Source organism: Priestia megaterium (genome assembly GCF_009497655.1).
Lineage (GTDB): Bacteria > Bacillota > Bacilli > Bacillales > Bacillaceae_H > Priestia > Priestia zanthoxyli.
This window is the reverse complement of the sequence record NZ_CP023317.1, coordinates 563,687-585,000: the sequence shown is the minus strand read 5'-3', so window position 1 is coordinate 585,000 and position 21,314 is coordinate 563,687. Positions and strand designations below refer to the sequence as shown.

General features: G+C 38.3%; 17 protein-coding genes (1 of these 17 cut by a window edge). 4 read left to right on the top strand and 13 right to left on the bottom strand.

What is annotated here, in order from left to right; translation table 11 throughout:
* From CEQ83_RS03085 to CEQ83_RS03070, 4 genes are all read right to left on the bottom strand, one after another.
* Positions 1 to 340: the start of an enoyl-CoA hydratase-related protein gene (locus tag CEQ83_RS03085; RefSeq protein ID WP_098112861.1), read on the bottom strand. 437 nt of this gene lie to the left of the window's left edge; only the first 340 of its 777 coding nucleotides appear in the window; its start codon is at positions 338 to 340; the stop codon falls past the left edge of the window.
* Positions 341 to 374: 34 nt separating this feature from the next.
* Positions 375 to 1,907 (bottom strand): fatty acid--CoA ligase family protein, encoded by a 1,533-nt coding sequence (locus CEQ83_RS03080; protein WP_028412536.1) that lies wholly within the window; start codon positions 1,905 to 1,907, stop codon positions 375 to 377.
* Between the two features lie 169 nt (positions 1,908 to 2,076).
* The gene (locus tag CEQ83_RS03075) at positions 2,077 to 3,066 is read right to left on the bottom strand and encodes a lipoate--protein ligase (RefSeq protein WP_098112859.1); all 990 of its coding nucleotides are present in this window, start codon (positions 3,064 to 3,066) and stop codon (positions 2,077 to 2,079) included.
* A gap of 15 nt (positions 3,067 to 3,081) precedes the next feature.
* Positions 3,082 to 3,813 carry an MBL fold metallo-hydrolase gene (locus CEQ83_RS03070; RefSeq protein WP_028412538.1) on the bottom strand — a complete coding sequence of 244 codons (732 nt, stop codon included), beginning with the start codon at positions 3,811 to 3,813 and terminating at the stop codon, positions 3,082 to 3,084.
* A gap of 227 nt (positions 3,814 to 4,040) precedes the next feature.
* Here CEQ83_RS03070 and yhfH point away from each other — a divergent pair, with 227 nt between their 5' ends.
* Positions 4,041 to 4,172, top strand: a complete 132-nt coding sequence (yhfH, locus tag CEQ83_RS03065) for a protein YhfH (protein WP_013055337.1) — start codon at positions 4,041 to 4,043, stop codon at positions 4,170 to 4,172.
* A 39-nt stretch (positions 4,173 to 4,211) separates the two neighbouring features.
* On the opposite strand, the gene CEQ83_RS03060 is transcribed toward yhfH, so the two are convergent.
* From CEQ83_RS03060 to CEQ83_RS03050, 3 genes are all read right to left on the bottom strand, one after another.
* Positions 4,212 to 5,795, bottom strand: coding sequence for a response regulator (locus CEQ83_RS03060; protein WP_098112858.1), 1,584 nt, complete (start codon positions 5,793 to 5,795; stop codon positions 4,212 to 4,214).
* Positions 5,773 to 7,593 carry a cache domain-containing sensor histidine kinase gene (locus CEQ83_RS03055; protein ID WP_098112857.1) on the bottom strand — a complete coding sequence of 607 codons (1,821 nt, stop codon included), beginning with the start codon at positions 7,591 to 7,593 and terminating at the stop codon, positions 5,773 to 5,775. Before CEQ83_RS03055 ends, CEQ83_RS03060 begins: the two co-directional genes overlap by 23 nt.
* A gap of 149 nt (positions 7,594 to 7,742) precedes the next feature.
* Positions 7,743 to 9,032 (bottom strand): ABC transporter substrate-binding protein, encoded by a 1,290-nt coding sequence (locus CEQ83_RS03050; protein ID WP_013081692.1) that lies wholly within the window; start codon positions 9,030 to 9,032, stop codon positions 7,743 to 7,745.
* A gap of 281 nt (positions 9,033 to 9,313) precedes the next feature.
* Here CEQ83_RS03050 and CEQ83_RS03045 point away from each other — a divergent pair, with 281 nt between their 5' ends.
* Entirely contained in the window at positions 9,314 to 11,491 is a 2,178-nt protein-coding gene (locus CEQ83_RS03045; RefSeq protein WP_033580639.1) for a peptidoglycan D,D-transpeptidase FtsI family protein, read from the top strand.
* Between the two features lie 52 nt (positions 11,492 to 11,543).
* Here the strand turns inward: CEQ83_RS03045 and CEQ83_RS03040 are convergent, their stop codons facing one another.
* From CEQ83_RS03040 to CEQ83_RS03020, 5 genes are all read right to left on the bottom strand, one after another.
* Positions 11,544 to 12,113 (bottom strand): TetR/AcrR family transcriptional regulator, encoded by a 570-nt coding sequence (locus CEQ83_RS03040; protein ID WP_028412542.1) that lies wholly within the window; start codon positions 12,111 to 12,113, stop codon positions 11,544 to 11,546.
* A gap of 162 nt (positions 12,114 to 12,275) precedes the next feature.
* Positions 12,276 to 13,697, bottom strand: coding sequence for a protoporphyrinogen oxidase (hemY, locus tag CEQ83_RS03035; RefSeq protein WP_013055331.1), 1,422 nt, complete (start codon positions 13,695 to 13,697; stop codon positions 12,276 to 12,278).
* A 137-nt stretch (positions 13,698 to 13,834) separates the two neighbouring features.
* On the bottom strand, positions 13,835 to 14,767 hold the full coding sequence (hemH, locus tag CEQ83_RS03030; protein ID WP_028412544.1) for a ferrochelatase: 933 nt from the start codon (positions 14,765 to 14,767) through the stop codon (positions 13,835 to 13,837).
* Positions 14,768 to 14,864: 97 nt separating this feature from the next.
* Positions 14,865 to 15,908: a uroporphyrinogen decarboxylase gene (gene hemE, locus CEQ83_RS03025; protein WP_098112856.1), complete on the bottom strand. Its 1,044-nt coding sequence runs from the start codon at positions 15,906 to 15,908 to the stop codon at positions 14,865 to 14,867.
* 196 nt (positions 15,909 to 16,104) lie between these two features.
* Positions 16,105 to 18,234: a transglycosylase domain-containing protein gene (locus tag CEQ83_RS03020; protein ID WP_098112855.1), complete on the bottom strand. Its 2,130-nt coding sequence runs from the start codon at positions 18,232 to 18,234 to the stop codon at positions 16,105 to 16,107.
* Positions 18,235 to 18,419: 185 nt separating this feature from the next.
* On the opposite strand from CEQ83_RS03020, the gene CEQ83_RS03015 reads away from it, so the two are divergent.
* A complete protein-coding gene (locus CEQ83_RS03015; RefSeq protein WP_013055327.1) occupies positions 18,420 to 18,926 on the top strand; it encodes an antibiotic biosynthesis monooxygenase family protein in 507 nt (168 codons plus the stop codon).
* 83 nt (positions 18,927 to 19,009) lie between these two features.
* A complete protein-coding gene (locus CEQ83_RS03010; RefSeq protein ID WP_047751678.1) occupies positions 19,010 to 20,398 on the top strand; it encodes a hypothetical protein in 1,389 nt (462 codons plus the stop codon).
* A 47-nt stretch (positions 20,399 to 20,445) separates the two neighbouring features.
* Here CEQ83_RS03010 and CEQ83_RS03005 read toward each other — a convergent pair whose 3' ends face one another.
* Positions 20,446 to 21,111: a phosphatase PAP2 family protein gene (locus CEQ83_RS03005; protein WP_028412547.1), complete on the bottom strand. Its 666-nt coding sequence runs from the start codon at positions 21,109 to 21,111 to the stop codon at positions 20,446 to 20,448.
* Positions 21,112 to 21,314 lie beyond the last annotated feature (203 nt).

The following is a 21,314-nucleotide window of genomic DNA, read 5'->3' as shown; positions in this document are numbered from 1 at the left end:
CCAGCTCCATTCCTCCTCCAAATGCATATCCGTTGATGATTGCTATCGTTGGCTGAGGAAGCTGCTCTATCTTAGAAAACACTTCTCCTATTTTGTAAATATTGCGCTTTACCTCTTGATCAGAGAGGGTTTTACGTTCTTTTAAATCCGCACCTACACTAAAAGATTTTTCACCTGTCCCTTTAAACGTCACAACTCGAATATCTTTTTGAATACGAATTCCTTCAATTGCTTCTTCCAATTCTTTAAGCATATCGTAATTAAAAGCATTCATCGCTTCCGGACGGTTCAGTATCACATGGGCGACGTGTCCCTTTATTTCATAAGAAATAGATGACATTTTTTACCACCTCCAAATTGGAATCGCTTTCATTTTATCGCTCCTGAGATACCTGCTGCTTCAGTGCACGCCTTAAAATTTTTCCCGTTGTATTTTTAGGAAGTTCTTTTAAAAATTCAATTTCACTTGGCACTTTATATTTAGCAAGGTGCTCTTTGCAGTAGGCAATAAGCTTCTCTTCCGTTATCTCTTGATTATTGCAAACCACGTAACACTTCACACATTCACCTAAAGAAGGATCAGGAACTCCGATAACAGCCACTTCTACAATATCCCGATGCGCATATAGCACTTCTTCTACTTCGCGAGGATAAACATTATATCCTCCTACAATAATTAAATCTTTTTTACGGTCAACGATATAAAAATAACCTTCCTTATCCATTCTTGCTAAGTCACCTGTATACAGCCAACCATCTCGGAGAGCATATTCCGTATCTTCAGGAAGCTTATAATACCCTTTCATCACATTAGGGCCTTTGACGATAAGTTCGCCAACTTGTCCTACTTCTACTTCTTTTCCTAGTTCGTTTACCACTTTATTTTCAACATTCATAATAGATGTGCCTATAGAACCTGCTTTTCTCTCTCTATCAATCGGATTGAAACACGTCACAGGAGAAGCCTCAGATAATCCATAGCCTTCTGCTACCATGACCCCAAACTTACGTTCAAAATGGGTTAGAAGTGCCACCGGCATTGATGCCCCGCCTGATATACAAAGCCTTACCGTGTGAAAGTGCTCTTTTTTCCCTTTGTCATGCTGAAGTAAAAAATTATACATTGTCGGAACGCCAGCAAAAATAGTCGCTTGTCGATTTTGAATTAATTCAAATATAGAAGATGGACTGAATTTTGGTTCAATTAATATCGTTCCTCCATTCATTAAAGGCGCATTCAATGAAACAGTTAAACAAAATACGTGAAACATCGGCAAAGCAGCTACGACTCGGTCATTCCCATTTATACTTAAATAATCTGCTACGTCTTGAGCGTTTGAATAAATATTCTTATGCGTAAGCATAGCTCCTTTTGGTTTTCCAGTCGTTCCTGACGTATACAGAATGATGGCCACATCTTCTTCTTTTAACTCGAGAAAATCATATGTAGCTTCCCCTCTGTTTACAACTTGCGAAAACGTGTGAAAATAAGAAGGTATACTTTCCACTGTATCTGTCGTTTCACATAAGATAACGTGTTCCAAAAATGGAGTGTGTCCAATGATTTTTTTTAAAACAGGGAGAAGTAAATCAACCGCAATAACTGCTTTTACATCTCCATCCTGAAGCATGTAGCTAATTTCATCCGCTGTGTAAATAGGATTAATGGGTATAACAGTAGCTCCTACTCGAAGAGCACCGTACAATCCAATAACAAAATGAGGCGAGTTGCCGACAATTAAAGCGATATGATCTCCTTTTTTTACACCTAATTGCTTCAGACCATTAGCAAACTTAGATACCGATGCATCAAGATCTGCATAAGATGTTTCCTGATCCATAAAAACATATGCCGATTTTTGCGGAAATTGCTCAGCTGTTTTATGAAGCTGTGCTGACAAATTCATCTCATAACTTCCTCCTTTTAATAACGAATGAATGAACAACCATTCATTATTAAGTCATAATAATGGAAAAATTCTTACTTCTTCTATTCTATTATAATGTTACTGCTGTTCTATTGACAAGACTCATCTGTTTAAAAAGAAAAAAAGCCTGATGTGGCAGACTTTTTTCTTAATAGATTAATTCAACAAACTCTTCTTTTGTAATATTACCAAAATAATGTGGAATATTGATGTCCTCCAAGGCTTGTTCAATAGAAGCTTTTTCATAACGAACACCTGTTAATTTTTCCTGTACTTCCTGGACATCTCCCACTCCAAAGAAATCTCCATAGATGGTGCAAGCATCGATTTTCCCTTTATTCACTTCCAAACGAACGTCAATTTGTCCCACAGGAAAGCGGTGAGAGTGCTGTAAGTTAAATTTAGGTGATTTTCCATAGTTCCAATCCCATGACTGATAGCGCTCTTTAGAAATTTGATGAATCGTTTCCCAATCTTTTTCCGTTAGTTTATATTCTGTTATATTTTCTTCTCCCTCAAAGATATACCGAAGCAGCATTTCTCTAAATTCTTCCACCGTTACTTTCTGTTCTAAAAATTCACTGATATTCGCTACTCTATTTCGAATAGACTTAATGCCTTTGGATTCAATTTTATCTTTTTTTACTTTTAACGCTGATACCACGTTTTCAATCTCTGAATCAAAAAGAAGAGTTCCATGGCTGAACATCCTTCCTTTCGTCGAAAACTGAGCATTTCCAGAAATTTTACGTCCTTCCGCCATTAAATCATTTCGTCCGCTTAACTCAGCATTGACTCCTAATTTCTTTAACGCTTCCACGACTGGCTCGGTAAACTTTTTAAAATTATGAAAGCTATTTCCATCGTCTTTCGTAATAAAGCTGAAGTTTAAATTTCCTTTATCATGATAAACGGCACCGCCTCCAGATAGACGTCTCACTACATGAATATGCTGATCTTCAACATATTTTGTATTAATCTCCTCAATGGTGTTCTGGTTTTTTCCAATAATAATAGAAGGTTCATTAATATAAAACAGCAGATATGTCTCATTAATATCTAGATGCTTGAGCGCATATTCTTCAATTGCTAAGTTAATTCGGGGATCATAATTTTTTTGATTATCAATAAATAACATTCATTTTCCTCCTTGTTATTCCCATACGTATCCTGATTCAGCTAACGTAAGCGTACCTCCATAACGAGCAGCAGCTTCCTCTACTAGCTGTTGGTGTTCTCCGTAGTGTGGAAGGTGAGTAAGCATGAGTTGTTTGACACTTGCTTTAGAAGCAAGTGTACCGGCTTCTGTACTCGTCATGTGTCCAGCACCGCTTCCATCTTGGCTAGCATAAAAATTACATTCACAAATAAGAAGATCTGCATTTTCGGAGAAAGAAACAAATTCTTCTAAATAGCTCGAGTCCGCTGTGTACACGACGGTTTGATTGCCAGCACTTATTCTCATGGCATAACAAACGACTGGATGTTTCGTTTTCATAAATTCGATTGTAAAAGGCCCAACGTCAAGTTTTTGACTCGGATCGTACTCTACTCCTTTGGTAATTCCTTTATGAGTAAGTTTGTTGAAGCTTTCCTGATCATATGTATGTCCGTAAATAGAAAGTTCCTTAACAGCGTTCCCTAGATGAGTCTGAATGAGGCGAGCATATTGAAATACTCCGACATCAGCCACGTGGTCATGATGATAATGAGATAAAATCATCGCATCTATTTCTTCTGGTTTTGCATATTTTTGCAGCTGAGCCAATGCACCGCTTCCACAATCAACAAGCAGCTGAAATCCATCGTGCTCAACTAAATAGCTAGAAGTAGCTTCTGAAACAGCAGGATATCCTCCCCAAAAACCAATAACAGTTACTTTCATTTCAATCACCCTTTCGTACTATTTTTATTACGTTCAGTATACCCTACTTTTTTTTGAAAACTAACTGAAAGATACTCGTTTTGCCTATTTTATCGAAATAACTCATTGTTATATAACAAATAACCACTTAGAATAGCAAAATAGGCTAGATTGTTATAAAACATAATTGACATTTCACCATCTGTTATAATACAATGTTAGTAACAAAAACAACGGAGGGGATTTAAATGTTAGAAAAAATGACTGAATTTTTCAAAAGATTACCCAATAAAAAGTGCGTAGAATGCGGAAACGACATCGAGGAACAGCATGAGTGCTACGGAAACAAATGCGATCACTGCCTAGATATCATGAAATAAAAAAAGTTGAAACTGTTTTATAACAGTTTCAACTTTTTTTTATACGGTCAAACTGCGATACTCGTTTGGCGTAATGCCTTCTACTTTTTTAAACACTTTTCGAAAGTATTTATCATCATGATATCCTATCATATTCGCAATTTCATAGATTTTTAGTTCTTCATTTAGTAAAAGTGATTTGGCTTTATTCATTCTGACTTTCACCATATAATCTGAAATATTTTCTTGAAATTCTTGCTTAAACTTTCTCGAAATGTATTCACGGCTTAAATAGAAACGTTCCGATATTTCTTGAAGCTTCACATCTCGATGAAAATTTTGCTGCAAATATTGTTCGATCTCATAAATAACGTCGCGATTGTTTTGCTTGCTATACCTTTTTACTACTTTTAAAAAGCGCTTTACTTCACGCTTCTTTCTCTCTACATACTTTGCTAGCTGAAACTGCCCATCTTGGTTATAGAAAAAAGAAAGAACATATTCAGGACCGTTATTTATCGTATAAGGAATGTGATATCTTTTTAACCAATGCTGGCTTAACAGCTGATATTCCTGCTCAAAATGCAGAATTTGCTTTAATGATAGATAATTTTGTGCTTCAAAAGCTGTGATAATTTCGTTGAATACCGGCAAAAAGGCTTCAAACCTCCCTACTTGCAGCGCTTCTTCAATTTTACTGTTATAATCCATCATATTTATTAATAAAGCACTTGCTAAAACGTCTTGCTCGCCGTAGACCTTCACTTTATTTTGATCAAGAACATTGCTTAATAAAAGCGAATTTTTCGCATGTTCATAGGATTTCATTAGCTGATCAATAGAAGAGACTTTGCATCCTCTTGCAATCCGACAGCTCACCTCTAACGTACGGCGAATTGCTGTATGTAAAGTCGTCAGCAAAGAGGTGATGCGTTCAAAATCATTCCAAAATATAATGATAATTTCCCACTTATTTGATAAGTAACGGAAGGCTACCCCATTTTCTCCTGCCATCAGCATTTCATTGATTACATTTAAAATTGAAAAATAGGCTAAATCCCGATCACCTCCAAAAGAACGAATAATGGATTCATCTACACGTACAATCCCCACTTCATATTCTCTAGTCAGATGGAAACCAAACTCTTCATAGATTGATTGATTTAGCAAATAATTGTTCATTAACTGCGTCAGTTTTCGATCTCGATAAATCGGCTTCATTTCATTGATTAAACGATAGCTGCTATTATGGACTTTTCTGGACTCTTCTTCTTTCTTCCATTGAGTTACAGCTCGTACAAGCGTATCGTTTAAAATCGAAGGATCCACTGGCTTTAGAATATAATCCGTACTTCCAAAATGAATAGCTTTACGCATATAGTGGTAGTCATCATACCCTGTTACCACAATCGTTTTGCTAGAAGGTGAATTCTCTTTAATCCACTCCAACAAAGCAATTCCATCGATATTAGGCATCTTCATATCAGTAAAAATGATTTCAGGTCCGTGATCCTCAATAAGCGCAATCGCTTGCTCACCGCTATCAGCTTCTATCACATCTGTAATTTCATGCTCTTCCCACTGTCCAAGCAGCTTTATTCCTTCTCTTACATGCTCTTCATCATCCACGATTAATACTTTCATCACTATCCCTCTTTTCTTCAATTGTTGTTAGCTTTATGACAACGGTAAAATCGTGATTTTCTTGACTGCTAATTTGCATTGAAGCATGATCTCCATAGTAGATGCGAAGTCGTTCATAAATATTTTGCAACCCAATATGCTCATCTGTTTGATTATACGATTGCTGAAGTCTCGCTTTTAATTGATTCAACTCTTTCTCTCCTATCCCTTTTCCGTTATCAGAAACAGTTAGAATCAGTTCTTCTCCGTTTAACTTCGCTGAAATCAACAGCTTTCCGCTTCCTGTGCGGGTTTCGAATCCATGCTTAAAAGAATTCTCAACAAGAGGCTGCAAGATCATTTTCGGTATTCGCATAAGCTCTGCCTCTTTTTCGATATTTAACTCATACTCAAACTTTGAACCAAACCGCTGCTTCTGCAGACTCAAGAAAGCTTTTACGTGATCGACTTCTTGCTTTAAGCTAACGATATCCTCTTTCATATTCATGCTGTAACGCATAATGTGAGAAAGTGAGGTTAATAAAGAATATACTTCAACTGCTTTATGCTTAAGGGCAAGAGTTCCAATCGATTGAAATGCGTTGTATAAAAAATGCGGATTAATTTGTGACTGCAGCACTTTTAGCTGCGTTGATTTATTTTCTAACTCCAATCGGAATTTACGTTCAATTAAGTCATTAATTGTTTCCACCATAGAGGTAAAGTGCCTTCCTAAAACACCAAATTCATCGTTTCCAAGCGATTTAAACCGGACTTCAAATGATCCTTTTTCCACTTCTTTCATATTGCGAATTAATACGTTAATCGGCTGTGTAAAACGGACCGATATAAAAAGCGTCGCGATAACGAGCATACACAAAAATGGCAGGCCAATTAATACATTCATAAGTGCTGTCTTTCTCGCATCTTCATATAAAACACTGTAAGGAATTCGCTTCACAATGTATAAGTCCTCAAAAGGCTGTTTAAGCTTTTCATACATTAATACGCCTGAGAAGCTTTTATCTTCCCATTCCATGCTGTGATCCTCTTGAGACGTAAGCGCCTTTAGCCACGGGTAGTTTTCGTTTTTTCCAATAACCTTTGAATCCGAAGAATACAAAACCTTCCCTTTATTGTTCATTAAATAAAAATCTTCTGACTCTTCATTATATAAGCGCTGCGATATAGATTGAATTTGTGTCATGTTAATGTCTAAAGATAGATAAGCTAACAACTTGTCTGATGGAATTTCATCAATCCGCTGATGAAAGCTAATAACTTGATTCGGCAGTGAGTCAATTAATGTTGATAAATTATTGTAGCTATAAATTTCATGGGTAGGCTCAATGGCAAGAAATTTATGATGTTTATTTAAATAAGAATAGTAAGGCTGGGTGTAAATATCATCGTACTTCCCTCTGCTGCTCACTTTCGAATTATAAGCTGTATACGAGTCATGCCCGTTCTCAATATAAAGATGGAGCTGTTCAATCTCTGGACGAGTATTATATAAATAAAGAAGAGTGCGTGATATTTCTAGTTGATTGGCTCCTAAGTCACTTGATACGCCTTCATCTAACACTTTAATAAATGGGTGGTAGCCGTACAGCCTTTTTGTAATATTAGCAATTTCATTTAAGTAATCACTCAAATCATTGCTTCCATTTTTAATAACTTGATAGTTGGTAGAAATAAATCGATTCTTAACCGTTTCTTTTGTGTATTGATACGTAAAAATCGTTGAAATTAAAAAGGGAATAACGGTTGCGAATAAGAAAAACAAAATTAATTTCTTGCGTATGCTCCAGCCTTTCACAACTAACCTCCTTTGACTAATGTCATACATTATGACTATTATTATACATTAAAAGCGCTTTCAATTAACTATTATTTTTTCATAACTATGAATCTAACCAGCTATTTTTTCACACCAAAAAGTCCGCGTTTTCCACGCGGACTTTTTGGTTATTTTTTCATTTTTGCCCAAATTGTATCTAATTTCTTCATAAACTCTTCTTCCGTCATTTGTTTGCCTGCGTAAGACTGCATTGCTGCGCCTACTTCTTGAACCGTTCCTTCTGGATACTTAAACCAGTTCCAAGATAATGTTTTGCCTTCTTCAGAGTATTTTAAGATATCATCAGATAAAGAATCGATTCCTTTTCCATCGATGTTTTTGAACGCTGGAATGAACTTGAACTTTTCAACTAAGAATTTTTGACCTTCTTTAGAAGAAACCATCCAATTTAAGAATTCCTTCGCTGCTTTTTTATCTGCATCTGGTGCATTTTTGTTCACTACCCAGTTATTTGGAACTCCGATTGCTAATTTATCATTTTTCTTCGCATCGTTGCTGATCGGCATTGGTATAAAGCCCATTTTCATGTCCGGATTGATTTTCGTGATCATATTTACCGTCCAGTTACCTTGTTGCATCATCGCTGTTTCACCAGAAGCAAATTGAGTAACTTGTGTATTGTAATCTGTCGTTAATGGATTTTTATTTCCATACTTTAACGTTAAATCGAACAGATTCATAAATTGCTTAAACGTTTCATTGCCTTCAAATTTTGCTTTTCCTTCGTTTAGACCTTTAATAAACGCATCTGGATCATCTTGCTGCGCCATTGGAATATTAAATAAGTGGTTACCTAGCACCCACCACTCGCCGTATCCGTTAGAAAATGGCGTAATGCCTTTTGCTTTAAGCTTTTTAGAAGCTGCTTCTAATTCCGACAGCGTCTTAGGCAATTCTTTAATGCCTGCTTTTTCAAATAAATCTTTATTATAAATAAAACCATAACCTTCTAAGTTTAGCGGCTGACCATAGATTTTCCCGTCCATTGTCATCGGTTCTTTAGCGATATCATACAGATTATCTACCCACGGCTGATCAGACAAATCTTCTAATTTATCCTTCCACGTTTGCGCTTCTTGGAACCCTCCATTATTAAAGATATCAGGTTCATTTCCAGAGGCAAACTGTGCTTTTAATGCTGCACCATAGTCCGCTCCTCCGCCGACTGTTTGGATGTTAAACTTTACGTTTGGATGTTCTTTTGTATATTCATCCGTTAATTCTTTCAGCTGATCTGCAATTTCCACTTTGAACTGGAACATATCAATAACAACTTGATCACCTGAGCCTGTTGATTTACTTGCTTTTGAATCCGTACCTGAGTTTGAACATGCTGTCGCAAATAAAAGTGATGTTGCTAACACGCCAGACATTATTGAAAGCCTTTTCATTTTCATTCGTTTTGCCCCCCTTGATATCTATCTCTCTTTATTTTACCGATTCTAGGACATTTGAACAGGTAACAATATTGAACAACCGAGTGGAAAATATTGAACACCCCCCTTCAGCACCCTTCGACAGGTCTCTCTTCTTTCGCAAAAATTTCTATAAAATTTTTATCTGTTTTATTCCACCTAATAACATTTATAGACAAAATTATGTTAATATGTAGAGTGATAGATTCATAAGAAAATTTATGAATTTTTTTAACTTGTATAAACAAAGTGAAGGGGTTTACATGAAAACTAAAAAGCGCAAAAAAACACATGTCTCATTTCGAATTAACTGGCTGTTTATTGTGGTTTTCCTGCTTTTTTCTGCACTCATTTTACGATTAGGCTTCGTACAGATTGTGTACGGAGAGAACTATAAACGAGAAGTTGAAAAAACAGAAGATGAAACGGTAGATTCACCGGTTCCTCGCGGAAAGATGCTAGACCGCTATGACCGCGTTATCGTGGATAATAAACCGTTGAACGCTGTCACGTACACGCGTTTGAAGGGCGTCACTCAAGAAGACAAGCTAAAAGTAGCTAAAAAGCTTGCCACTCTTATTGATGTTCCTGTTACAACAGACGTGTTTGGCAAATCGGATAAAAAGAAAGATAAAAATACGATTAAGCTAACAGAACGCGACTTAAAAGATTATTGGATTGCAACTCATCCAAAAGCAGCAGCGAAAAAAATTACCGCAGCAGATAAGCAAAAAGTAAAAGAAGAAAAAATTTCTGAAGATGATTTGTATCCTCTTCAGCTGAAGCGCATCACTAAAAATGAACTTTTATCGGTGAAAGACGACCTTGAAGTGATTGCCATTAAAAGCAAGATGGAAGGCGGGTATGCGTTAACTGCTCAAATTATTAAAAGCGGCTTAACTGATAAAGAGCTTGCCGTTATTAGTGAGCAGCTGAGTGACTTGCCTGGCGTCGATACGACAACTTACTGGGACCGTATGTATACATACGATGACTTACTTAGCACGCTGCTTGGTAAAATCACATCGGCAGACGAAGGGTTACCAAGCGAAAACTTACAGTACTACTTGTCCCACGGCTACAGCCGAAATGACCGAGTAGGAAAAAGTTATTTAGAAAAGCAGTACGAAGACGTTCTTCGTGGTCAAAAAGCGCGCATACAAAACGTAACCGATCGCTCCGGCAACTTAGTGAGTCAAGAGACCGTTACTGAAGGTCAGCGCGGCAGTGACTTAATTTTAACGATTGATATGGAACTGCAAAAACAAGTCGAAGATGTTTTAACGAAAGCTGTACTTGAAGGCTCTGCGAGGAACCGCTTAATGGACCGAGCGTTTGCTATTATGATGGACCCACATACGGGAGACATTTTAGCAATGGGAGGAAAACAGCTTGTTACTGACAAACAAACAGGAGCACGCAAAGTTCAAGACTTCGCGCTTGGAAATCTTACAACTTCTTATGAAGTAGGTTCCGCGGTTAAAGGAGCGACCGTTCTAGCCGGACTTGACTCAGGTGCAATTCAGCCTGGTACTGTTTTTTATGACGCACCAATGAAGTTTGCTGGTACTAAACCGAAGAAATCTTCTCACAATATGGGAGCTACAGGTATCGAAAAAGCTCTCGAGCAATCTTCTAACGTTTTTATGTATAGAACAATTCTAAACATGGCTGGTGAAACTTATCGACCTGGCGGATCATTGCATATCTCGCCTTCTATTTTTAATAAAATGCGTTCATACTACAGTCAGTTTGGCCTTGGAATTCCAACGGGAATTGATTTAGAAAACGAATCAACCGGTATTCGTAACACCGTGACAAACGAACCTGGTAAAGCTCTCGACTTTGCAATTGGTCAATACGATACGTATACACCGCTTCAGCTTGTTCAATACATTTCAACAATTGCCAATGGTGGATACAGAATGAAACCTCACCTTGTGAAAGAAATTCGTGAGCCTGAACTTGACAGTGAGCTAAAAGGAAGTATACAAAGTTCCGTGGAACCACAAGTATTAAACCGTATTACAATGAATCAGTCGCAAATTGACATTGTAAAACGTGGTTTTCGTCGTGTTGTTACTGCTCAAGGTGGTACTGGACACGCCTTGTATACAAATCCAAAATACAGAAAATATAATATAGCAGGCAAGTCAGGAACAGCTGAAACCTATAATCAAGGCGTAAGCGTACGTAACTCCACTTTTGTCTCTTATGCACCTTATGACAATCCTGAAGTAGCTGTAGCAGTTGTTATTCCTTCTGCGTATGTTGCTGGAGCGAATTCTGGCGGACAAAGTAAAACTATTACAGGTGATGTTATTGATGCCTACTTCAAACTTAAAAAGCAAGGAAATACAGAAGTAGAACAAAAAGAAGAAGATGCAAAAACAGGAAATACAGAATTAAACGGCGTAAAAAAAGATGATAATGAACAATAAAAAAGGTCTCGTCATGAGACCTTTTTTGTTTTTTCTATGAAAAAAGCCTATCTCACTGAGACAGACCGCGTAAAAAGTATAGTTCAATTAATTCAGCAATTTTTTCTTCTGAAAGCGGCTCATGCCGTTTTTCCCAATCATAGACGAGTGCAATGTACATTTTAAATAGTAAAAAAGCTGTGAGCTCCGGGTTGCACGGTTTGATTTCTTTTTTAGAAATCGCAATTTCGATTTTGTTTTTTATATAAGTCAAAATCTCTTCTTCTACTCGCACAAGCACTTCTTGCACTGCTGTAGTGCCTAACTGCTGTTCCTGTACCAGCTTCAGCATGAGCTGATGCTCAGTGCGGAATTCTAAGATTCGAAAAATGGCTGCTTGGGCATTTTCAAAAAAAGGACGGCTGCTGTCAATGACAGTTTCAGCTGCATCTGTCATTTCTCGAATCATTCGTGTCACAATTTCATCGAATAACTCTTCTTTGTTTTTAAAAAAAGTATAAATCGTTCCTTTTCCGACATTTGCAAGCTTCGCCACTTGCTCCATAGTCGTTGCTTTATATCCAAACAGCGCAAATGATTTTGACGCTGCATCAACAACTGATTGCTTTCGGTCTATCGCCACGTTATCCCCTTCTTTCTGACCAAATGAATATTTCAGTCAACAAGTACGGTTTTACTATAGCATAAGTTTCTTTTGCTTTTCAACCACAATCTCTTCTCTTAGTATAACCTTTCTCTACGGGTAGTAGACAAAAAAGCGGAGCATTGATTCACCGCTCCACTTCTACAGTTGCTGCACATATTTAACCGCTTTTTTAGCCACATCTTCTCCTTGCTCTACACATTCTGGTATACCCAGACCTTCGTATGAACTTCCCGCTACATAAAGACCGGCAAGCTCTTTTTCAAGCTGTTCGTTCATCGTATCTAGCATATCGTGATGTCCGACCGTATACTGAGGCATTGACTGCTTCCATCTCGTTACCGCGTAAAATTCAGGCTCAGCAGAAATGGTAATGAGCTTCTTCAAATCCTCCAGGACAATTTTAAAAATTTCATCGTCAGGCTGATCCACCACAGCTTCATCCCCGGTTCGTCCAACTAAACATCTTAGCAGCACTTTTCCTTCCGGAACCGCATGCGGCCACTTTTTATTTAGCCACGTGCATGCCGTAATCGTGTAATCGCTATTTCTGGAAACGGCGATGTTCATTGCATCTAGATTGTCTTGCAGCGCTTCTTGTGCAAAGGCTATCACAACAGTAGCTACTGAAGTGGAAGGCATATGCTTTAACGGTTCGAATATTTTATATTCCGAGAGCATAGACTGAGCAGCTGCATGAGGAGAAGTTACAATAACGCTGTCTGCTTTTATTACTTTCCCGCTATTTAAGGATAATTCATATGTGGTATCTTCTTTATAAATTTTCTCTACCTTTATTCCTTTTGTAATAATATCAGGATCTATTGCTTTTTCTACCCCATCTACTAGCGATTGAAGACCTTCTTTTAATGTTAAAAAGACGCTATTTTTTTTAAACTCCGAATCATCACCGTGCTGTGGGTGAATTTCTTTTAGCTTTTTCATTCCAACAATTAAGCTTCTGTACTTATGTTCAGCATGCAAAAACTGTGGAAATGTTGATCTTAAACTCAAACGATCAACGTCTCCTGCGTAAATTCCTGATAATAGAGGCTCAATTAAATTTTCAACAACTTCATCACCAAACCGTCTTCTAAAAAATACGCCTAGCGAACGGTCATCCTGATTTTTTGTCTTCGGTATAAAAAAATCAGCTGCTGCGCGCAGCTTGCCAACAGGCGAAAATAGCCCTGTTGTGATAAAAGGAGATAACTTGGTTGGTATCCCCATTACAGCACCATCAGGCAGCGCATGCGGTGTATCTTTTACCAGAATATAGGATTTTCCCTTTTCATTTCCGACTAGCTCCCGACCTAGCCCCACTTCTTTTGCCAGTTTTGTAGCAGCTAGCTTACGCGCTAAAAATGAATCAGGACCTTTTTCAAATAAATAACCGTCTCGTTTGACCGTTTGAATTTTCCCGCCAAGCCGATGCGTCGCTTCTATTAGTTGAAGATCAATAGGCAGCTGATGATCCTTTATTTTTTTTTGCAAATAATAGGCAGCTGAAAGACCTGTTATTCCTCCACCGATGATGACAACCTTTTTTCGTCTATCCGTCATGTTATCATCGCCTTTTCTGTAAAATTCAATATAAAGAGAAGCGATTATGGAAACCCATAGCTCGCTTCTTACTTTTCTTTATATTGATTATAAGTTACTTTTCGTCCCTGTTCAACGTACAAAGAATCTATATTGACTTAACGGGCAATTCGTTTTAACACAACTGTAGCTAACCCATCGATAAATTCAGGCTGTGCATTCGGCATTTCAGGACGGTAATAATCAGCCCCAATTTCATCTGTCACCACTTTGCATTCGTAGTCGTTATCATAAAGTACTTCTAAGTGGTCCGCGATAAATCCAACCGGGGTATAGACGAACGACGTATAGCCTTTTTCTTCATGCAGTTCTCTTGTTAAATCTTGGACATCAGGACCTATCCATGGCTCAGGCGTATTTCCAGCACTTTGCCAGCCAATTTCGTAATGTTCAATACCAGCTGCTTGTGCAATTAAATCCGCTGTTTCTTGAAGCTGATTTGGATATGGATCTCCTGCTGCAATAATTTTTTCTGGCAAGCTATGCGCAGAAACAATCAATACGGCTTTTTGGCGTTTCTCTTCGTCTATTAAATCAAACGTTTGTTTAACACGTGTAGCCCAGTACTGAATGAACTTTGGCTCACTGTACCAGCTTTCTACGGAATGAATGATTGGTCCTCCTAATTTTTCAGCTGTTTCTTTGGCGCGTCCATTATAGGATTTTACGCTAAACGTTGAAAAGTGAGGTGCAAGCACAATGCTGACCGCTTCTTTAATTCCGTCTTTATGCATGGCTTCTACTGCATCTTCAACAAACGGTTCAATATGCTTTAAGCCAAGATACGCTTTAAATTCAATTTCATCCTGTACTTCATTCAAGCGCTTTTCTAGACTTTCCATTTGCTGCTGCGTAATTTTTGCAAGAGGTGAAATGCCCCCAATTGCTTCGTAGCGGTTTTGTAAATCTTCCAAGGCTTCCGGTGAAGGTTTACGTCCGCGGCGGATATGTGTATAGTAACGTTCAATATCTTCTTCTTTATATGGTGTTCCATATGCCATTACAAGTAATCCCATTACTTTTTTACTCATGTGTTCGACACCTCTTTGTTAGATTCAATACTTGTCTTCATTTTGCCATGAATAAAAAGAAAAATTCAAAGTTTAGCGCTCCAAATTATTTGACAATTTATTGTCTATTTGCAGAATATTCATGAATAAAGGTTGTTAAACGCTTCAACGTTTCCGGCTGAACCTGTGGAAAGACGCCGTGCCCCAAGTTGAAGATGTAACCAGGACTGGCCATCCCTTTATCTAATATTTCTGTTACACGTTCTTCAATAACTTCCCATGGAGCTAACAAAATAGCAGGATCTAAGTTTCCTTGCAGTGTTTTTGTTAAGCCTAGTGCACGTGCTTCATCCAGCTGTGTTCTCCAATCTAATCCCACTACATCCAGCGGCAGATCATGCCATTCTTTTGCCAAATGACTTGCTCCTACTCCAAACATAATGAGAGGTACATTTTTTTCGCGCAAAGAGGTAAAAATCCGCTCCATAACAGGCTTTATAAAATAACGATAATCCGCTACATTTAAAGCCCCCACCCATGAATCAAAGATTTGAATGGCTTTTGCTCCAGCGTCAATTTGCGCTTTTACATATGTAATCGTCATATCTGCTAACTTATCCATTAGCGCAAACCATGCTTTAGGTTCCGTGTACATAAATGCTTTTGTTTTATTATAGTTTTTTGAAGGTCCTCCTTCAATCATATAGCTTGCTACTGTGAAAGGAGCACCGGCAAAACCAATTAGAGGTACTTTTAACTGTTCTGTTGTTAACAGCTTAATCGTATCTAATACATACGGAACATCTTCTTCCGGGGTAATTTCTCCTAGCTTTTCTACATCGCTTAAAGATTGAATTGGATTAGAAATGACAGGACCAATTCCTGACTTGATTTCAACATCCACTCCAATTGAAGGAAGCGGTGACATTATATCTTTATATAAAATAGCTGCATCCACTCCGTACTGTTCAACGGGCAGGCGTGTTACGTATGCCCCAAGCTCCGGCTGATGAGTGATTTCAAATAGAGAGTACTTCTCTTTTAGCTTTCGGTATTCCGGCTGTGAACGCCCTGCTTGGCGCATATACCAAACCGGAACATGATCCGTTTTTTCCCCTCTACAGGCTTTTAAAAAAGTATCGTTAAACGTTCCTTGACTCATAATTTCCACCTTTCTCGATTGTCTTCCATCCGTATTTTCTTCGATTAGACAGACAATAATCAGCAAAGGAACATACCGGTTCCTCTACTGATTAAAGTTTCACGTTATATTCTCTACTTGTCACTATACCCATTTCTTTACGACTTGTATAGCCACCTGCTAAAAATGTCAAAAAATCGCCCTACTCTTCCTTTTTTTATTGAAAAAGAGCAGGTGTTACTTCGTTGGATTTTTTTCCTTTTTGTTGTGTTTGGGAATTGTAAGGAACTACATAATAAGTAGGACTGTCGAGCAGATTCACACGCTCTTTTTCAAATGCTCCTTTTCCCTTCACTTTGCCAATCAATTCGGCTTTATCCCCTTTTTTCTCATAAACATAATAAACAGCTCTTTTATCAGGTGAAGGTGTCCACGATAAACTTACCGTTAGCAAACCAAATGGATGGAATGTTAATTCTTGTTTTAAGTCTTTAACTTGCTCTAAACGTATTGGTTTTGGCAGATCTTTAACGCCTGCTGGCTTTTGAAATGCAGCTTCGTCGTAACCAGCTCTTGTTAGAATGTCTTTAAATAATAGAGTTGGATAAGAACTTCCCTTTGTTAAATAGTGCTGGTCATTTGTAGAATCATATCCCATCCACACGCTTCCTACAACATCTGGGGTATATCCAACAAACCAAGCATCTCTTGTGGCTCCTTTAACATTCGTATACGAAGTAGACCCTGTTTTTCCTGCTAACTCTCCTTTAAACTCTCCATTTTTTGCCGTTCCTTCTTTAACAACTCCTTGAAGCATTTTTGTCACATACCAAGCCGTCTGTTTTGAAAATGCTTTGTGAGTGTCGGGAACAGCTTTTGCAATCACTTTTCCATCTTGATCTTTTATCTCTTGAATAAAGTACGGTTGGATGTTTTCTCCATTTTCAGCAAATGCCCGGTACGCTCCTGCTAATTGAAGCGGTGTAATTCCTTCTTTTAATCCTCCAAGAGCAATCGCAAGCCCTTTATCTTCTAACGGAATTCCTAGCTTTGTGAGATACTGCTTGCTTGTTTCAACTCCTAGCTGATTCAATGTCCAGACGGCAGCTGCGTTTTTAGAATCTTTTAGGGCATCGTACATCGTTACCTTTTTAGCATATTGCCCGTCTACGTTTTTAGGTGTGTATCCCCCGTAGCTTCTAAGCTTGTCTTGCAGCAACGAATAAGGCTTGAATTGACCTTCTTCTAACGCAGGGCCATATACCGCAATAGGTTTCATCGTAGAACCTGGCTGTCTTTTGACATTTACGCGGTTGAGCGATTTTTGTACATAATCTCGTCCTCCCATAACAGATAAAACTCCTCCGCTTTTGTTATCGACTAATACAAAAGCACCTTGGGCACTGTTATCTGTACCTGGAAAATAACGATTTTCTTTCATCAGCTCGTAGGCGGCTTCTTGTACTTTTATATTCATCGGTACTTTGACCGTATAACCTCCGCGCAGAAGCTCATTGCCCGAAATGCTGTATTTCTTCTCTGCTTCTTGGATAACCATATCGATATAGGTTAAATACGCTGGATTTTTAGCCTGCTCCTTTATGTTCAACCCCAGCGTTCTTCCTTGCAAACGGACATTTTTTTCAGCTGATAAATAACCTGCTTTTTGCATGGCATTTAACACAACATTTCTACGTTCTATACTTTTTTCTGGATGTAAAATAGGAGAATAGGAATTCGGTGCTTTTGGCAGTGCAGCGAGAAGTGCACCTTCTTCTACCGTTAATTCGGAGACATCTTTATTGAAGTAAAGCTTGGATGCAGCTTGGATTCCATAGGCTCCGTGTCCAAAGTATATTTGATTCAAATACATTTCAAGCAGTTTTTGCTTACTGTAACGCTGCTCCAAGTTAATAGCCACCACTACTTCTTTTGTTTTTCTAAGCAGCGTTTTATCATTCGATAAAAACACATTTTTAGCCAGCTGCTGTGTTAAAGTACTTCCTCCTTCAACACTTCCTCCAGCCAATATATCTCGGTATAATGCTCGGCCAATAGATTTAAAATCGATTCCGTGGTGTTCATAAAAACGAACATCTTCAATTGAAATAAATGCTTGTTGCACATGCTTTGGAATCTTGTCAATTGAAACCAAGTCCCGATTTTTCACATAGAGCTTTGTTAATTCGTCTCCATTTTCATCGACTAATCTCGTAGCCGAGTCCATGACGATTTTTTTCTCATCAATTACATAGTTTCCAAGAAACAAGATGATAATATATCCAATCAATCCTAATAGAAAAATTCCAACTAAGGCAGCAATTGCGTATAAGCCTTTTTTGTACATCGTGCCACCCCTTTTCTTCCGCTAAACTTTTGATAATATGGAAAACAACTTCATCAATGTTTTACTTTACCATCTTCATTAGAAGTTCACAATTTTTGAATTTTTGTGTGTAAAATTTTATAATTTTAGTATGATTTACAATTGTAAATTGTATGCAATTCCCAATTAGAAAGGAAGTATAATCCATGAAGATCTTTATTACTTACGGAACAGGCCCTTACCTTCAAAAGTTGATCGACGAACATCCGAGTGAACGTTTATTACTGCTTCACAAAGATGACGATCAATTTGCACTAGTCCACGAAACAGATGGAGATACAATTTTTAAAGAAGGACATGCTTATGAAGTATTAGATGCTTCTGGAGATCTTGCAGATAGCGGATTTGCTGTACTAAATAATATTTCAGTTACAGATGAAGGCCGTCCTTTGTTTGAACAGCGATTTAGCCAACGCGCTCGTTTAATTGAAAATGAAGCAGGCTTTTCAGCTATTCGTGTGCTTCGTCCACTGCAAAATGACACATACATTATCTTTACAGGATGGAAAGATGAAAGTTCATTTAGCGATTGGCAGTCTTCAAAAGCCTATAATGAAGCACACAAAAAACGCGGTACGTCAGAAGGCGTGGATCAGCAGCCATCGATTTTCTCTCGCCCTTCTTATGTCACCTCATACCACGTAGTTAAATAAGTAAACATCCTCCTAGTAGGCGAGTATCACAATAGGCACAAACGTCATATTGTATACTACATCACCTATTGGGAGGAATTTTTATGGGCATAGAGCTTGGAGCTCTTCATTGGATGTATGTCCTTTTTATCGCCTTCATTATCGGCTTTATGATTATGCGGCGAGATACGAGTATCCTTTGTATACTCGGGATTTTTTTGCTTTCCTTAACGGCTACCTCTTCGTTAAGCCACTCCGTCAGCGCTGTTTTTTCCAGCTTCATTTATGCCATTACAGAACTGCTTCCTACCATTTTAATTATTTCAATTATTGTATCCATGAGTAAAGTCTTAATGGCTACAGGAATAAATGAATCGATGATTTCACCTTTTGCTCGCCTCATTAAAACACCTACTCTTGCCTATTGGGTTATTGGATTAGTTATGATGACCATCTCCTATTTTTTCTGGCCTTCTCCAGCCGTTGCTTTACTTGGAGCCGTGCTTTTACCAGTTGCCATCCGCGTAGGGCTTCCAGCTATAGGCGTAGCTGTAGCGATGAATTTATTCGGCCACGGCGTTGCGCTTTCAGGAGACTTTGTTATTCAAGCTGCCCCTAAGATAACCGCTGACGCAGCAGGTCTTCCGGTTCACGAGGTTGTTCAAGCAAGTGTCCCTCTTGTCATTGTGATGGGAGTCGTTACCACACTCTCTGCTTTTTACTTTCTAAAACAAGATATGAAGCACAATAAAATTCAGGCGCAACCGACAATTTTAACAAGCAGCTCTTCTAACCAATCCACACCTCTTTCTCCTTCATTACGCCGGGCTTTAGCCATTATAGTTCCTCTTTTCTTTGCTATAGACGTATGGGCAATGTTCGCCCTTCATTTACAGGGAGGAGATGCCACTGCTCTCGTTGGAGGTACAGCTCTATTTATTTTAGTAGTGGTGTCGCTTATTGCTCACAAAGGAAAAGGTCTCGAACAAACAACTTCCTACTTGATTGAAGGCTTGCAGTTTGGGTTTAAAGTATTCGGTCCCGTTATTCCGATTGCCGCTTTTTTCTATTTAGGAGATGCTGGATTCAAAACAATCATTGGTGACTTTCTTCCGAAAGGATCACATGGACTTGTCAATGACCTAGGCGTTGCGCTTGCTTCGACTGTACCGTTAACTGCACAGGTCGCTACTGTGACGATAACTGCGCTAGGAGCTATTACAGGGTTAGACGGTTCAGGCTTTTCAGGTATTTCACTCGTAGGCTCTGTCTCTCATTTATTTGCATCTGCTTTAGGATCGGGCGCTGCCACGCTAACTGCTTTGGGGCAAATTGCTGCGATTTGGGTTGGAGGGGGAACGTTGATTCCATGGGCGCTCATTCCAGCTGCTGCGATTTGTGGAGTCAGTCCGTTTGAACTCGCTAGACGCAATTTAAAACCTGTAGCGATTGGATTAGTTGTTACAACGATTGTCGCAATGTTCCTAGTTTAAACAAAAGCCCCCTTCTTTTGATGAAGGGGGTCATATGTATATATTTGTTACATACCTTTTGGAAACTCTTTTTCCGCTGACGGCCTTACATACGCATAAACAAGCGTATAGAAGAAAATGCCTACAATTAGCCACATAAGCCCTAAGCTGTAGCCAGCTAATACATCTGTTAAAAAGTGTTCTCTTAACAGAATACGGCTCACGCCGATTAACAAAACAATTAAAGTAATTGCCCGCTGATACCACTTGGCCACCTTTTGATTGTTTATATGCTTGATCAGAAAAAAGAAAATCAGACCGTAGATAAGAATTCCCATCATTGCATGGCCGCTTGGAAAACTGTAGCCTTCGATGCCTTCAAGAGGACGGGCTCGTTCTACCGCATCTTTAACTGCTTTATTAATAATATCGCCGCTTAAAATAAGTAAAAATGAGGATATCATGCCAATATAGTCTTTTTTTAAAAATAAAAAAACAATAAGTACAGCTAAAAGAACCATAATCATCACTTTTGAAGCTAAAAAAGACAGGCCGTGAAAAACAGATGACGCTGACTGAAGAATAGTGCTGTCATCTATAGCTGAAACAAGCCAGCGGTCTCCTTGAAAAGAATCTGTCGACACAGCAAACAACACTCCTAAAAAAACGAGACCCGCAATCCCAAACGCCCACATCAATTTTTTGTACAGAGATACAGTTTGTGAATCTACCATATCGTTACCTCCTATTATCTCACGAGAAAATTGGTAAAAAACTCATTCTTTGTCCCTATTTCTCATCTTATGTATCTATTATGTATATAAAATATTTCATGATTCAATTACTTTTTTTCAATAACAACGCTTACATTCTTTTCTTTTTTATAGATAATGATATAATGATTAAAATGTCAAAAAATTCAAAACTTTATTCAACT

Excerpts from the sequence above, each read along its gene's own strand:
- CEQ83_RS03080 (WP_028412536.1), bottom strand. The coding sequence starts at position 1,907 with ATGAATTTGTCAGCACAGCTTCATAAAACAGCTGAGCAATTTCCGCAA.
- CEQ83_RS03075 (WP_098112859.1), bottom strand. The coding sequence starts at position 3,066 with ATGTTATTTATTGATAATCAAAAAAATTATGATCCCCGAATTAACTTA.
- CEQ83_RS03070 (WP_028412538.1), bottom strand. The coding sequence starts at position 3,813 with ATGAAAGTAACTGTTATTGGTTTTTGGGGAGGATATCCTGCTGTTTCA.
- yhfH (WP_013055337.1), top strand. The coding sequence starts at position 4,041 with ATGTTAGAAAAAATGACTGAATTTTTCAAAAGATTACCCAATAAAAAG.
- CEQ83_RS03060 (WP_098112858.1), bottom strand. The coding sequence starts at position 5,795 with ATGAAAGTATTAATCGTGGATGATGAAGAGCATGTAAGAGAAGGAATA.
- CEQ83_RS03050 (WP_013081692.1), bottom strand. The coding sequence starts at position 9,032 with ATGAAAATGAAAAGGCTTTCAATAATGTCTGGCGTGTTAGCAACATCA.
- CEQ83_RS03045 (WP_033580639.1), top strand. The coding sequence starts at position 9,314 with ATGAAAACTAAAAAGCGCAAAAAAACACATGTCTCATTTCGAATTAAC.
- hemY (WP_013055331.1), bottom strand. The coding sequence starts at position 13,697 with ATGACGGATAGACGAAAAAAGGTTGTCATCATCGGTGGAGGAATAACA.
- hemH (WP_028412544.1), bottom strand. The coding sequence starts at position 14,767 with ATGAGTAAAAAAGTAATGGGATTACTTGTAATGGCATATGGAACACCA.
- hemE (WP_098112856.1), bottom strand. The coding sequence starts at position 15,908 with ATGAGTCAAGGAACGTTTAACGATACTTTTTTAAAAGCCTGTAGAGGG.
- CEQ83_RS03020 (WP_098112855.1), bottom strand. The coding sequence starts at position 18,234 with ATGTACAAAAAAGGCTTATACGCAATTGCTGCCTTAGTTGGAATTTTT.
- CEQ83_RS03015 (WP_013055327.1), top strand. The coding sequence starts at position 18,420 with ATGAAGATCTTTATTACTTACGGAACAGGCCCTTACCTTCAAAAGTTG.
- CEQ83_RS03010 (WP_047751678.1), top strand. The coding sequence starts at position 19,010 with ATGGGCATAGAGCTTGGAGCTCTTCATTGGATGTATGTCCTTTTTATC.
- CEQ83_RS03005 (WP_028412547.1), bottom strand. The coding sequence starts at position 21,111 with ATGGTAGATTCACAAACTGTATCTCTGTACAAAAAATTGATGTGGGCG.